Here is a 13,431-nt window from a genome sequence, read left to right as displayed (position 1 = left end):
GGTCCACGCCGACGTAATCCATGACGGTCTCCTGCAGGGGTAAAACGGGGAGGGTGACAACCCTCGTTTACCACCAATCCGAAGAACCGCCTACTCGGCGCGGCCTCCTCTCATAGGTTCACCCGGCTTCACCCGCAGGCACCTCAGGAACAATGATTGAAAAACCGGCAATCGGACATTTTTGGTCCGCAGCAATTTTTTCGGGATTTGCAGTGCCGTCAGATTGGCGGAGTTGGGCCGATTTGCAGATCGGCAAGTGCGACGTTCCTGAATGCTGGTTAATCTCTCTCTCGCTTGCGGCGTCGAAGGATGAGCTGCTTGGGCCGTTGCGCGAGCAAATGAGCTGCGAAGAAACCGACTATGGCTTTCCAATCTACATAGGCGACGCCAAATTAGGTTATATTTATTGGAGTTATTTATTCGGTAGAATGTCATTTACCGAGTTGTTGACGAGAGCAGGAGATGAGGCAGATGGAGGAACGAGCGATCTTGAGTGCGAACTAGTTTACGAAATACTCAACCGACTAGAAGAACGTTTAGCATCTGGAGATTCGTGGGATGACCTGCGGCGTCAGGCAGATAAGGTGTTTGCTCCATATCTCAAGGTTGCCCAAGATCAATGGTCTGCAATTTGGGTGGAAGAGTCGCCCTCGGCATAGCACTATCAGATTGTCGCAGCTGGTGCGTGACGTCATGAGGTTAAGTGGCCGGGGTCGCGCCGGGCGCCACTGCTGGCTCGTCCAGTAGTGTGGAGCGGGTACCCGGCATCGACTTCAGGCCCCGCCGATCGAAAAGCCCCGGAGGGGCGAAATCGCGTAGCCAGTGGCACCCAATTTAGCCGCACTTTCTCTTAGGCGTACCTTCGCCCTCCGTCGCGTTCGCTCACAGTTGGTCCAGCGTCCGGCGCAGCCCGCCACGCACCATTTCCAGCGTATCGGACTCGCCCGTTGCCCGGATCCACTTCAGGTGCTGCGCGGGCGTCGGAGACGAGTCCAGCTCCTTCGCCTTGTAGTCGGCGATCGCCGCCGGGAGTTCCGTGAAACCTTGGACGACGTTCGCGTTGTCCAGCTGGGCGATCGCGATGTCGTGAATCGCCTCCCCGTCGCAGCGGAAGAGGACGACGCAGGGGAGCTGAGCCGTGGCTTCGACGCCGAGCGACGTTAGAAAATCACTGTTGAAACGTTGGATCGATTTGGGCTTGCTGGCGTGGACGTAGAAGAGCCTCAGATCGGCGTCGGCCAGGAGCTCGAGTTGCGCGAAGACGTCTTGGTCGTCGAGGATCTTGCGCAACCCGACGTTCTGAGAGTCGTAGAAGAACAGGGCAAAGGCGCCGGTCCGTTCCTTCTCGGTGAACTCGGCGCAAATCTCGTCGAACCGGCGGATAAACCGATTGATGCGATGCCCGAAGACGCAACCGTCCCCCTGTTCGTGGACTGGGATCATTGGTCGCGGGCGCCGGTGTGGTGAGAGGTGGGGCGATCGGTACCGCCTCGGTCGTTTGGTCAGCCCCTGATCGTACCCTGATTGGGCGGCGGACGGCACACGGCGGCTTGCTTCTTATTCCTCAATCACGCCGACAAAGAGCTGCCCGTCCGTGCGCCAGCGGTCGCCCCCGCCGTTGCGGCCTTCAAGCTGGGTTTGAAACCCGGCGAGGGGGTACTCCTTCGCTAGGCGGCCGGTCGCTTTGAGGTCGGCGAACAGGTGGTCGCGCTCGGTGTCGATGTCGCCGGCGATGTGGTGCGTGATCTGGCCCGTCGTGGCGCTGAGGCCGACGCGCTCGTCGTAGGAGGCCGAACCGATCCAGAGGGTTCGATCGTCGGCGTCGGGCGTCTTCCAGAATCGCACGTGGTGACGCTGGCGTGGGTTGTCGCCGACCGGTTGCTCGAAGGCGAGGTCTTCTTTGCGACCGAACAGGTAGAGGTTGCTCACCGGGGCCTCGTCGTCGGGACGCGACAGAATCGTGTCGTCGGCGATTCGCAAGTCGCTACGCAGCCCGAGCGCCGTGGCGGGGTACCAGCCGGCCGCCTTCATCAGGTCGCGGAGGGCGGCCTCTTCGCCGACGAGCGCGACATTCAGCGGGTCGCCCGGGTGGCCGTCGCTGGTCTTGGTGATCCTGGGATTGTCATCGAACGTCGGGTGCCGCTCGGCGTACCGCTCCCAAGCGAGCGGCGCTATCACGTAGGCGGCGGCCAAATAGAGCAAGGCGATCAGGGCGACGGCGGTCGGAACGTGGCGCCGCTTGATCCGGTGGCGTTTCATCGCGTGGCTTGCAAGCGTCGATAGTCGGTCGGTTGGCTTTCAGCGAGCGACGATTATTCACCGGCCGGACGCCCCGTGCACGCCGAAACCGCGGCCCCTCTCAAGGGAGGGACCGCGTCGGCGATTGTTTTCTGTGTGGAGGCGGCGGCTCAGCGGCGTCGCGTCGTGCCGGCCGCCACGGCGCCGAGGAGGGCCAGCACGACCGCTGTCGGCTCGGGGACGGCGACCCGGCCGTCGACGCGGAGGGCGTACCGCTCCTCCGGGGGGCGGACGTTCCAGGGGTTCGGCTCGGACTGCCCCGCGGTGACGCCGATGTCGCCCGTGTCGTTGAAGCGCCAGCTGCCGTCGAAATCGCCCTCGCCGTCCATCAGCACCCAGTAAGTGGCGCCGGCGGAGAGCAACAGGGAGCCATCGTCGGGGAGCGTGACGAGTTGATCGCCGGTAGAGCCCAGACTCGTCGAGAGGGTCCGCAGGATGGCGCCGGGCGAGCCGCCGGCGTCGGCGGCGATCTTCACGTCGATCGGTCCCGTTCCTACGCTGGGCGAAGAGTTGACGCTGACGCCGAGCGACACGCTCGTCAGGTAGGCGTCGGCCGGGCCGACCGTGAAAGTCGAGCCTTGGTTGACGTCGCCGATCGTGCCGACGCTCGGCCCCTGCACGATGCGGCCGCTCGCCGAGAACGAGTCGCCCGGCCCGAGATTGTTGAAAATCACCGCCGCGTCGCTACGGCCGCAAGCGGCGCCCGCCGCCAGAGCGACGCCAAGGGTCAGTAGGGTTCGTTGGATACGCATCGGGGCGCCTTTTAACTTCGGAGAGGTTCTCGTGACCGGGCGGTCCGCGACCGCCTCTGCCTGGGAATCCTCAAATCGACGGCGAGCCCGACACGCTTTTTTTAGTTTCTTTCTCCGACGACCAAAGGAGCGGGTTCGACCGAAGCCGCCGAGGCCCTTCCTACGGCTCGTAGGGCGTCACCCAGCGGGTCTCGCCGCAGTTGACGCACGGGCCGTCGGAAGTGGGCCGGGCGCCGCACGCGGCGCAGCAGGACGTGTCGCCCGGCTGGGGTCCCTCCGCCAGGTCGTTGTCGCGATGGCCGTCGGAGGTGTAGTCCGGCAGGATCGACAGGCCAGGACGCGGCGGGTCGTAGCGCAGCACGCTGAGCTTGCCGGAGGGTTCGAGGTACGCCGCCTCGACCTCGCCGAGCTGGCGCACCCCCTCGGCCCGTAGCACCTCGCAGAGCTCGTCGCGCGACATCTGTTCGCGGTGCAGGTTGCCGGTGTGAAGAACGCCGGCGGAGACCATCAGTCGGGGCGTGCTCTCGACCACGCGCTCAACGACCGCGTTGCGTTCGGTGAGCCACGACAGCCCGCGCTGCATCCCAACCACGATGGCGATGACGAGCATCGTGTGGACCAGCGGGACGTCGTCGTAGAACATCGGGTCGCCGACCGCCGAGCCGAGGGCGACGATGATGGCGAACTCGAACGGCGTGAGGCTCCCCATGCCGCGCTTGCCCATCCACCGCAGCAGGAGCAGCGTATAGGCGAAGATCACCGTGGTCCGAAACGCGACTTCGAATAGAAACCAGGGGGGCTTCTCTCCGAAGAAGATGCGGACGAGATCGAACGTGTAGTCGTCGGACGCCATGGGAGCGTTTTCGAGAGGAGAAGTTGGTTGGGGAGAACGAAAAAATCGTACCGTGCCGCCGCCCCTGCCGCTCGCCCTGGTCAATGCCGCTCGGTGGTCGGAAGATCAAGGGCCCCTTCGACAGACGCCACTCCATGGTCCCCAAACGGGTGACTCCGATTCGAAATCCAGGCTCGGCTTCACCGGGGCCTGGTCGATGGCGGTCAAGGGGATGATCGCCGGACAAACGTGTGGCCGGGACGGCGGGGCTGGTGCTGGTCGCTCTCTTCGGCCGGCCGCTGCCGCTGCGGCGGACCAAGACGGAAGGCTTTGAAGCGGGAGAATCCGGTAATTGAACCGCGGTGCTGGCGGTCCAGGCCGCCCCCGGGCGGCGGGGGGAGAGGGCCGGCGGAGGCCGAAAGCCCCTCGGGTGGTAGCGTCCGTGCCCGGTTGCGGGTCAGGCAAATACTTGATCGCGGCGGTCAGGATAGCTAGTTTGAGCAGGTCCCGGAGTCGCTACGGCGATCGGGTGATCGACCGCCGGTGCGACGCATCTCGGTCGGGATTCTCCTCTCATTTCGATGGTGCGCCTCATGAAGTTGCAACCTTGGCGTCTTCTCGCCGCTCTGCTGATGACGGCCTCGCCGGCCGCCGCGGCAGTGACTTACACATTCGACACTGACACCGCGGGCGGGGCCTTCACGTCTTGCTGCGGTGGCGCCGGCGTCTCGGCGGCGCATGATGGGGCAGGCGGCGTCCTGCTGACCGCCGGCGGCGGCTGGTCGGGCCAAGTCGCCGAGTGGACCCTCTGGGACAATTCGGCCACCGACACCCCGTCCGACGCCTCGGTCATGGCCGAGATCGACGCGATCCTGGCCAACGGCGGCGGGGTCTCGTTCGACGTGACGGTCTTCACCGATGAGCAAGTCTTCAGCGCGGCGCCGGGCTGGTTTGAGGTTGTCTTCACCTCGAACGGCGGCGGCAGCGGCTTCCACACCGAGACCAACAGCGTCGCGCTCCCGACCGCTCCCGGGGGCTCCGCCACCACGACCGTGACGTTCCCGATCGTCAATGGCGTGGGCGTCGACAACGACGGGGTTGCCGAGTACACGCCGGGCGACTCGTACCGGACGTTCTTTGTCGGCCTCAACAACGACGGTGCGGCCGTGCAGACGGCGACGGTCCATATCGACAACATTCGCTTCGCGGCTTTGCCCGTCCCCGAGCCCGGGACGCTCTGCCTGCTGGCCTTCGGCGCAGCAGCCGTGACGTTCCGTCGTCGCCGCTGAAATCCGGCAAGCGACTGCCGAAAGTGAACAACGACCAAAGAGGGCAGCGGCGTAGGCCGCTGCCCTCTTTCTCGTTTTGGCGACCGGTCTCGGGCACACTCGTGCCGTCCAGGGGCGACCCGCTCACCAAGGCGCCCCCGGTCCGCCCGTGCATCTGCCGATCCAACGCCTGCTGACGACGCTCGTCTTCTTTGTGACGACGTGCGTGTTGGTCGCCGGCGTCTACGTGGCTCACGGCTGAGACCTAGCCGACGCCCTCTACATGGTCGTCATATTCGATCTTCGGCGTCGGCGCCGAATCCCATGACGAACCGGCGTCCGGCGCCGACTTAGAACTCCCAACAAAGAACGCCTGGCCACGCTCGGGGCGTGGCCAGGCGGATCGTTCGTTGACGGCTTCGCTTAGCTACTCGACATCTCGCTTCCAGACGTGCAGCCAGTGGCCGCTACCGGGGGGCGTCGTCATTTCGGACGGTCGATCCTTGCCGGGGGGAGCAAAGGCGACACGGAATTCGTCACCGTCGAGCTCGTAGAGGCCGAGACAGGTCTGGCCCTTGCCGGCGCCGTTGTCGCCTGTAATGTCGATTGTCTTAACGCCCGACGCTTCGTCGAGCACCTGGACACCCGTCATGAGTTCTTGATCGGGGAGAGAGACTTCGTAGTGATCTCCGTCGATGACGAGCTTCCCCTCTTGGAGTTGGGTCTCCGTGAGCGGCTCGCCGTTGACCTCACCTTGGACGAGCGTCCAAGTCCCTTGCAGGCTTTCGTCCCCAACCGCGGGGTTCGCTCCAAAGAACAGACACATCCCCAACCCGAGCGCGACACTGATTTTCATAGCAAGCTTTTTTGGTGAAGAGACAGCGAAGGTCCACGAAGGAAAAGACTCCGTGGAAACAGTCGCCCGATGAGGGAGCAAACGGCAGCGGACGGCTTAACGCCAAGTCAGCTCCCTCGCAGCAACCCTAGCTCTCACCGAGGTTCCCCGAGGGGCCCGCGAGGGAGAGAAACGCCTTTCCGTCATGCGATGGGGGCGGTCATCCGACCTGACCAACCTCGAACATCCCGCGGTTCACCACAACCGTCACGGCTGCAGGCGTTTTATCGCACTCCTTTTGGTCAGGCCGGCGCCCCGCGGTCAGGGGACCAATCGATCACGCCACTTCGGGGGGCTGGGCGAAAGAAAAAAACGAGTTCGCTTGGTCATTTCGCCGCTGGCCACTATCCCCGTGCCGGCTGCCTCCGAGTTACACTAACGCCGTCCAGGCGGACCCGCTCACCAAGGCGCCCCCGGTCCGCCCGTGCATCTGCCGATCCAACGCCTACTGACGACGCTCGTCTTCTTTGTGACGACGTGCGTGCTCGTCGCCGGCGTCTATGTGTCCCACGGGTGGGACCCGGCGGACGCCCTCTACATGGTCGTCATCACGATCTTCGGCGTCGGCTACGGCGAGGTCCGGCCGATCGACACGCTTACGCTCCGCACCGTGACGATGATGCTCATCGTCGTTTCTTACGGCTGCGTCATCTACATCGCGGGAGGGTTCATTCAGATGGTGATGGAAGGCGAGATCAACCGCGCCCTGAGCCGCCGCCGCATGACCCGCGGCATCGACGAGCTGACGGGCCACACGATCCTCTGCGGCTACGGCCGCGCCGGGCGGATTCTGGCGGGTGAACTGAAGACGGCCGGCGCCGCGTTCGTCGTCGTCGATCAAGACGAGGAGAAACTCAACGACGCCGAGGCCGCCGGTATGCTGATCGTCGAGGGGAACGCTATCGAAGAAGACGTCCTCACCCGGGCCGGTATCGAACGCGCCCGCGTCCTCGCGACGGTGCTTCCAGAGGATGCCGCCAACGTCTTCATCACGCTCACCGCGCGCGAGCTGAACCCCAATGTCGAAATCATCGCCCGTGCCGAGCACCCCTCGACCGAGAAGAAGCTGCTGCGGAGCGGCGCCAACCGGGTGGTGCTGCCGGCGGTGATCGGCGGGCAGCGGATGGCGCAGCTCATCACGCGCCCCGGCGCCGAGCAGATGCTGGCCGACGTGGCCGGCAAGGGCGAGCTGCAGCACGAGCTCGATACGATCGGCCTGAAGCTCGACGAGCTACGCGTCACCAACGGTTCGCCGCTCGACGGCCACAAGGTCGAGGACATCGTGCTGAAAGGAAACCGCAGCTTCCTGATCCTGGCGGTCCGCCGCGCCAGTGGCGAGGTGGTGCTCGACCCGCCGGGCGACTGCCCGCTCGCCGGGGGTGACGCGGTGATCGTGTTGGGACACGCGGGCGAGTTGCCGATGCTCGAGAAGCGTTACGCGGCGGCGAAGGAGATCCTCTACCGCGGGGCGAAGATGCGCGTGAGTGAGTGACGCCAGCGGCGAGGATTCCTTGCCATGGTGAGCAATTCGTAGCCGACTAGAACGCGTCTATTGTCTGCGTCTCGGTTTGAACGTTTACGAGGTGAGACCGGGCTCTCGGCACGCTCAATCGTCGCCGAATGACCTTCTCAGTTGGTGGTCATCGCGGTATGGCGCCGCCCTCGGTGTCGGCGATGCAGTAGAGATGCTCGTGGCGATCATCGCCGTCCCACGAAACGACCCGCAAGTAGAGCCGACCACCGCACAACGCCGGGGACGCGAGCGTCTCGTCTCCAAGCCGATTGCTGGCGACCTCTTCGTAACCCTCGGGTGAGGCGCGAAAGACGATCAGCTCTCCCGACGCCTTCTGCGCGTAGATGAGCCCTTCACAGACGATCGGTGACGCGCTGAACGATCCGCCGACCCGCTTACGCCACCGCTCCTCACCGGTGCGGCTGTCCCAACAGTAGACGATCCCTTGATCGCTGGTACCGTAGAGCTCTTGGCCGACAACGAGAAGCGACGGCTCGTAAATCTTGACCTGGTTGCTCCAGAGGATCTCCGACGTGCCATCGGCGCGGACCGCCAGTGTCTGCTGACCTGGGAAGCCACCGCTGGCGAAGACCAAGTCCTCGTCCCAGACGAGCGTGCCACAGGTCGCCTCGGACGCGCCGCGGCAGGACCAGAGCGATTCGCCCGTCGCGGGGTCATAGCTGGCGACCTGGTTGTCGCCACTAATCAGTAGCTGGTCGCGGCCCGCAACCCGTGCGACTGTCGGCGAAGAGTATGTGCTGGTCGATGACCGCTGCTTGCGCCAAGCGATCTCGCCGGTTTCGCGATTGACGGCCGCCAGGTAGCCGCCGCCCCAGTTGTCGGCCGCAAAAATGACGTAGGACCCGTACAGGGTCGGAGAGGGGGCGTAGCCGAACTTCGAACGGAAAGGCCCAAGAGTTGTCTGCCAGATGATTTTGCCGTCCCAATCGACCGCCGAGGCGACGATCGAATCGGAGTTGAGGTGAGCGACATAAATACGCTCACCGTCACTGGCGACGGTTCCGTTGGCGTCGGTCCCCTTTTGGTGGACCTCGCCGGCGGAGGGAAACCCCCCCTCGTGCAGCGTGACCCGCCAGGCCTCGGCGCCCGTCTCCCGGTCGAACGCCACGAGCAGCTGTCGTTCTTCACTTTCCTCAGCTGAACTCAACAATACACGGTCCTTCACTACCACCGGTGATGCATGGCCGCGTCCCGGCACGGATGCTTTCCAAACAACGTTTTCGGTCGGCGACCAGTTCAGCGGCGGCGGGGACGAAGTGGTCAGACCGTTCCGCAACGGTCCGCGCCAACCGGGCCAGTCGTCCAGCCCCGGCTCGTAAGCCGTGGTCGAGGGAGCGACCATGTCACTGACCTGGATATCTTCCACCGCAACCGAACGGGTGCATCCAACGCTGATCGTTAGCAGCAGCGGAGCGAAGCGATGCATGTCGGTTGAGTCCCTGACGCAGGAAATAGAGAGTGGGGAGGCCGACGCTGACGCTCGACGAGCTGGCCATGGCTAAGAGTGCATCTCAGCACTGGCCGACGCATCGTCTCCGCGCGACAGCGGGGAAATGGGTAACGTCGATGTAAGCGTTACCTACCCAACCCCGGCGCCTTGCCGAAGGTCCTGCGGAATCCCCCCGGTTTTGGGGACGACCACGACCAACCCGCGTTACCCACCGCTCGCACCGGGCCCGTGGGCGACTTGGCACAGTTGGATAAACGGTTACGCCGTGGCGAAGGGAGATTCTTTTCCGCGGGGCAAAGATGCGGGAGAGTGCGCAATGGCGTTGCCCGCGGATAGCGCCGGCTGCTGAAAATCCCGGCTTCAAACCGCCACCTGGGCGGCCTCCTCGTGGACGTTCACGTCCATGATGCGGTCGGCCCGGTCGATCATTTCGCGGCAGTCGTCCGAGAGGTCCTTGAGCGTGACTTCCTTGCCGAGCTCGCGGTACTTGGCGCAGACGCCGTTGATCGCCTCCATCGCCGAGTGGTCGTAGACCTTCGTGCGGCCGAACTCGATCGTGACGTGCTGCGGGTCCTCGGCCGGCGTGAAGATCTCCTTGAAGGAGGTCACGGCGCCGAAGAAGAGCGGGCCTTCTAGTTTGTAAGTCTTCACGCCGTCGGCGTCGCTGGTCTCGGCGGCGATGACGTGCGACTTCTGCCAAGCGAACACCAAGGCCGAGATCACCACGCCCGACGCGACGGCGATCGCCAGGTCGGCCATCACCGTGATCGCCGAGACCGCGACGATCACCAGGGTGTCGCTGAGCGGGATCTTGTTCCAGAGCCGCAGGCTGGTCCATTCGAAGGTGGCGATCACCACGATGAACATCACGCCGATCAGCGCCGGAACGGGGATCAAGCCGATCGCCTGCCAGAGCGGCGGGAAGACAATAAAAGCCAGCAGGAACAAAGCCGCCGAGACGCCCGACAGGCGGTGACGGCCGCCGGAGCGGATGTTGATCATCGACTGGCCGATCATCGCACAGCCCCCCATGCTGCCGAACAGTCCCGACACCATGTTGGCGAGACCCTGGGCCATGCACTCACGGTTGCTCGAGCCACGGGTCTCGGTGAGCTCGTCGATCAGCGTGAGCGTCATCAGCGATTCGATGAGGCCGACCGACGCGAGCGTGAGGGCGAGCCCGCCGATGATCAGCAGGCTCTCCAGCGTCAGCGGGATCGCGGGGATCGCGAACCGGCCGGCGATCCGCTGGCTGGCGTCCGACGGCGCGGTGGCGTCGACTTCGCTGGCGGCGATCTCGTGGCCGCGGTCATCGACCGCCGCATAGAGCAGGCCCGGCTTCTCTTCTTCGAAGACCTGGGTCTTGGCCGACTTCTCGGCGGCGAGGGCCTTCATCTCTTCGACCGAGTCGTTGACCGTCACCGAGCTGATCGGCGTGAAGTTCACCAGCAGCGTCACGGCGATGATGGCGACCAGCGTGCCGGGGACCGCCTTCGTCAGCTTGGGCAGGAAATGAATGATCGCCATCGTGAACAGGATCAGACCGACGGTCGTGATGAGTCCCACGCCGCTCAGCCAATCGCCGGTGATCTCGAACGCCTGGGCCGCGTCGTCGTAGACCACGCGGCGGTTGGTCTTGAGCTGTTCGAATTGGGCGAGGCCGATGACGATCGCGAGGCCGTTCACGAAACCGAGCATCACCGGGTGCGGGAGCAGCCGGATGAATTTGCCAACGCCCAACAGCCCACAGGTGATCTGGATCAGCCCACAAAGCACGACCGCCGCGAACAAGTACTCCAGGCCGTAGAGGACGACAAACGCCGTCATGACGACCGCCATCGCGCCGGTGGCGCCGGAGATCATGCCGGGGCGTCCGCCCAGCAGCGAGGTGATGAAGCCGACGAAGAAGGCCGCCCACAAGCCGACGGACGGGTCAACGCCGGCGACAAACGCGAAGGCGACCGCCTCGGGCACGAGCGCCAGGGCGACCGTGAGGCCCGAGAGCAGTTCGGTCTTGAGGCTGGCGTCGCGCTTGATGAGCAGATCGATCATCGGTCGGAGGGTCTCGTCGAAAGGAGAGGGAGCGCACCGCGGGCGGTGTCGGCGGCGTCACGATTCGATCGTGCCGGCGACCGTCGCGGGGGAGAGCGTAGGGGCGGGCGTGGCCCGCGTAACGGGCCACGGGACGGCGGGAGACGCACCGGGGCAAGGAGCCCGACCGCGTCGAGTGGAGGGGAGGATACCCCGCTGGGCGCCTCAGAGATAGGCGAAACTCCCCGGCAAGGGGGCGTCCCCCCCACGAGAGGTGACTGCCGGGCGCCGACGTGATTCTTCGTCAGAGTCCACCAAATCGAACCGAGCTACGGCCGTCCCTAAGCGGATGCGGCGTCGATCAAGTCGATCCGCCGCTGGTGGCGTCCGCCGTCGAACGGCGTTGTGAGCCACGTGTCGACAATCGCCAGAGCGAGCTCTTCGCTCACTTGCCGTTCGCCGATCGACAGACAATTGGCGTTGTTGTGGCGACGGCCGAGCTCCGCCGTTTCGACGTTCCAGCACAGGGCGCAGCGGACGCCGCGGACCCGGTTGGCGACAATCGCTTCGCCATTGCCCGACCCGCCCAGCACAATGGCGCGGTCGGCTCCGCCGTTGGCGACCGCCTCGGCGGCGGGGCGGATGAAATCCGGATAGTCGCACGACTCGGTCGAGTGGCAACCGTGGTCGGCGACCTCATGCCCCAGCTCGGCGAGGTGAGCCTTGATCCGCTCTTTGTAGCGGTAGCCGGCATGGTCGGAGGCGATGGCGATTTTCATCGGGCGGCAGGGACTCGCAGAGGGCACGGCCGCCGAACAGCGGCGCGCCGCTCGTAGGCGAGCGACGGTTCACTCAATGTAGTGGCGCCGACCGGGCGAGTCGATTCTCTGCCCTTTCAGTAGCCGCCTCTTTCTCTTAAGCGGTTCCAGGTCTTGGCACGCTCGAAGGCTCACCCGGCCGCGATCGCCGGTTGCGGGCGCGACGGCTGAGTCTGCAGCTCGGGCGGCGCGCCCCAGACAAGGCTCCCGAACGACACCGCCGCCGCCAGTGAAACGAACAGCCAGAGCGACGGCCCGTAGCCTCCGGTGAGTTCGTACGTCAGGCCCATGATGAACGGCCCCACGCTACAAGCGGCGACGGTCGCTGTCCAAACGCTGCTGCGGATCGAGCCGAGCTCGCGGCGGCCGAAGTAACGCGGCCAGAGGGTGTTGCCGGTCACCGCCATCAGCCCTTGGCCGGCGCCGAGAAGGACGCCGCCCAGGTTCACCGCCAGCGGCGTGACCCCTTCGCCCATCACCAACACGCCCGCGCCGAGCAGCGCCATCGCCATCGCCATCAGCACCCGCAACGGGACGCGGTCAGCGAGCATCCCGCCGTTGAGCTGCATGAACGCCATCGCGGCCGCGACCCAGCTGAACACCGCCGCGGCGTCGCGGGTCGTCAGGCCGTTCCGCTCGAAGAGCGGCGTCAGATTGAAGAAGACCGCCGTACAGATCAGCCCGGTCAGCGCCGCGCACGAGAGAGCGGCCCAGTAGGCCGGCGTCCGAAGCGCCGCGTGGAACGAGAGCGAACGGGCGGGCGACACCTCGGTGACGGTCTCGTTGGACGATGTCTCGTCGTTGTTTCGATACGCCAGCGCAAGCAGCGGCAACAGCGTTACGGCAATGACCAGGCCGACCATCGCGTACGCCTGGCGCCAGCCGAAGTGATCAATCAAATAGTTGTAGATGTAGGGCATCAACGCGATGCCGATCGACATGCCGACCCCCGCCACGCCCGAAGCGAGCCCCAGCCGGCGCGAGAACCACATCCCCAGCGTGTTGCCCGACGCGAGGGACAGCCCCCCCTGACCGAAGGCGCGGAGCAAGAAGAATCCCATCGTCAGGCCGACGACCCCGTGCACCCGCGAGATCGCGAAGCAAGACAGCGCGACCGCCGCCACGAGCAGCAGCGACACACGCCGCAGCCCGTGCCGGTCCATCCGCCGGCCGATCCACATCAAGGGGATCGCCGCCAGGGCGCTGGCGATCATGTACGCGCCGGTGAGCTCGGTGTGCGACAGCGCGAGCGACTGCCGCATCGGCTCGTTGAACAGGGCGACGCCGAACGTCTGCCCCGGGCTCGTACCGATCTGCATCAAGATCGCTAGCGGCAGCATCACCCAAGCGTAAGCGGGGTCTGTTTCAACGCGCGCCGAGACGGCGCCATCAGGGGCGGGCTTCTTCATGGTTCCGGTCGTTACAGCCGGCGCCGGTCATTAGCAGCCGGCGCGTTTCAGCAGGCGGGAGTCGCTGAGGTGGGGACCCGATTCTACGCGCCCGGCTTCGCCGAGCGTAGGCCGCGCGCCTCAGAGGGAGACGCCAAGCATGCC

12 protein-coding genes are annotated in these 13,431 nt (G+C 65.3%); 3 read left to right on the top strand and 9 right to left on the bottom strand.

All coding sequences use genetic code 11. From position 1 onward, the window contains the following. Positions 1-152: 152 nt before the first annotated feature. Complete coding sequence (locus tag Pla108_RS16505; protein ID WP_146446077.1) at positions 153-659, top strand: hypothetical protein; 507 nt, start codon at positions 153-155, stop codon at positions 657-659. Positions 660-882: 223 nt separating this feature from the next. Here the strand turns inward: Pla108_RS16505 and Pla108_RS16500 are convergent, their stop codons facing one another. The 4 genes from Pla108_RS16500 to Pla108_RS16485 all read right to left on the bottom strand — a co-directional run bounded on the left by Pla108_RS16500 (position 883) and on the right by Pla108_RS16485 (position 3,903). Next, positions 883-1,443, bottom strand: coding sequence for a hypothetical protein (locus tag Pla108_RS16500; RefSeq protein ID WP_146446076.1), 561 nt, complete (start codon positions 1,441-1,443; stop codon positions 883-885). A 114-nt stretch (positions 1,444-1,557) separates the two neighbouring features. Next, the gene (locus tag Pla108_RS16495; protein ID WP_146446075.1) at positions 1,558-2,259 is read right to left on the bottom strand and encodes an LssY C-terminal domain-containing protein; all 702 of its coding nucleotides are present in this window, start codon (positions 2,257-2,259) and stop codon (positions 1,558-1,560) included. Between the two features lie 149 nt (positions 2,260-2,408). Next, complete coding sequence (locus Pla108_RS16490; protein WP_146446074.1) at positions 2,409-3,050, bottom strand: choice-of-anchor R domain-containing protein; 642 nt, start codon at positions 3,048-3,050, stop codon at positions 2,409-2,411. Positions 3,051-3,210: 160 nt separating this feature from the next. After that, positions 3,211-3,903, bottom strand: a complete 693-nt coding sequence (locus tag Pla108_RS16485; RefSeq protein WP_146446073.1) for a DUF421 domain-containing protein — start codon at positions 3,901-3,903, stop codon at positions 3,211-3,213. A 572-nt stretch (positions 3,904-4,475) separates the two neighbouring features. Between Pla108_RS16485 and Pla108_RS16480 the strand changes: the two genes are divergently transcribed. Then, a complete protein-coding gene (locus Pla108_RS16480; protein WP_197526635.1) occupies positions 4,476-5,171 on the top strand; it encodes a PEP-CTERM sorting domain-containing protein in 696 nt (231 codons plus the stop codon). Positions 5,172-5,577: 406 nt separating this feature from the next. On the opposite strand, the gene Pla108_RS16475 is transcribed toward Pla108_RS16480, so the two are convergent. Continuing rightward, a complete protein-coding gene (locus tag Pla108_RS16475; RefSeq protein ID WP_146446071.1) occupies positions 5,578-6,006 on the bottom strand; it encodes a TIGR03067 domain-containing protein in 429 nt (142 codons plus the stop codon). Between the two features lie 463 nt (positions 6,007-6,469). On the opposite strand from Pla108_RS16475, the gene Pla108_RS16470 reads away from it, so the two are divergent. Beyond that, positions 6,470-7,537 (top strand): potassium channel family protein, encoded by a 1,068-nt coding sequence (locus tag Pla108_RS16470; RefSeq protein ID WP_146446070.1) that lies wholly within the window; start codon positions 6,470-6,472, stop codon positions 7,535-7,537. A 148-nt stretch (positions 7,538-7,685) separates the two neighbouring features. On the opposite strand, the gene Pla108_RS16465 is transcribed toward Pla108_RS16470, so the two are convergent. The 4 genes from Pla108_RS16465 to Pla108_RS16450 form a co-directional block, all read right to left on the bottom strand. After that, entirely contained in the window at positions 7,686-9,005 is a 1,320-nt protein-coding gene (locus tag Pla108_RS16465) for a PQQ-like beta-propeller repeat protein (RefSeq protein ID WP_146446069.1), read from the bottom strand. 384 nt (positions 9,006-9,389) lie between these two features. Next, positions 9,390-11,081, bottom strand: coding sequence for a SulP family inorganic anion transporter (locus Pla108_RS16460; protein ID WP_146446068.1), 1,692 nt, complete (start codon positions 11,079-11,081; stop codon positions 9,390-9,392). 320 nt (positions 11,082-11,401) lie between these two features. Next, a complete protein-coding gene (locus Pla108_RS16455) occupies positions 11,402-11,839 on the bottom strand; it encodes a ribose-5-phosphate isomerase (RefSeq protein ID WP_146446067.1) in 438 nt (145 codons plus the stop codon). A 170-nt stretch (positions 11,840-12,009) separates the two neighbouring features. Next, positions 12,010-13,287: an MFS transporter gene (locus Pla108_RS16450; protein ID WP_146446066.1), complete on the bottom strand. Its 1,278-nt coding sequence runs from the start codon at positions 13,285-13,287 to the stop codon at positions 12,010-12,012. Positions 13,288-13,431 lie beyond the last annotated feature (144 nt).

The organism is Botrimarina colliarenosi, from assembly GCF_007859955.1.
In the GTDB taxonomy this organism is placed as follows: Bacteria; Planctomycetota; Planctomycetia; order Pirellulales; family Lacipirellulaceae; genus Botrimarina; species Botrimarina colliarenosi.
This window is presented reverse-complemented; position numbering and strand designations above follow the sequence as displayed.

Excerpts from the sequence above, each read along its gene's own strand:
- Pla108_RS16505 (WP_146446077.1), top strand. The coding sequence starts at position 153 with ATGATTGAAAAACCGGCAATCGGACATTTTTGGTCCGCAGCAATTTTT.
- Pla108_RS16500 (WP_146446076.1), bottom strand. The coding sequence starts at position 1,443 with ATGATCCCAGTCCACGAACAGGGGGACGGTTGCGTCTTCGGGCATCGC.
- Pla108_RS16495 (WP_146446075.1), bottom strand. The coding sequence starts at position 2,259 with ATGAAACGCCACCGGATCAAGCGGCGCCACGTTCCGACCGCCGTCGCC.
- Pla108_RS16490 (WP_146446074.1), bottom strand. The coding sequence starts at position 3,050 with ATGCGTATCCAACGAACCCTACTGACCCTTGGCGTCGCTCTGGCGGCG.
- Pla108_RS16485 (WP_146446073.1), bottom strand. The coding sequence starts at position 3,903 with ATGGCGTCCGACGACTACACGTTCGATCTCGTCCGCATCTTCTTCGGA.
- Pla108_RS16480 (WP_197526635.1), top strand. The coding sequence starts at position 4,476 with ATGAAGTTGCAACCTTGGCGTCTTCTCGCCGCTCTGCTGATGACGGCC.
- Pla108_RS16475 (WP_146446071.1), bottom strand. The coding sequence starts at position 6,006 with ATGAAAATCAGTGTCGCGCTCGGGTTGGGGATGTGTCTGTTCTTTGGA.
- Pla108_RS16465 (WP_146446069.1), bottom strand. The coding sequence starts at position 9,005 with ATGCATCGCTTCGCTCCGCTGCTGCTAACGATCAGCGTTGGATGCACC.
- Pla108_RS16460 (WP_146446068.1), bottom strand. The coding sequence starts at position 11,081 with ATGATCGATCTGCTCATCAAGCGCGACGCCAGCCTCAAGACCGAACTG.
- Pla108_RS16455 (WP_146446067.1), bottom strand. The coding sequence starts at position 11,839 with ATGAAAATCGCCATCGCCTCCGACCATGCCGGCTACCGCTACAAAGAG.
- Pla108_RS16450 (WP_146446066.1), bottom strand. The coding sequence starts at position 13,287 with ATGAAGAAGCCCGCCCCTGATGGCGCCGTCTCGGCGCGCGTTGAAACA.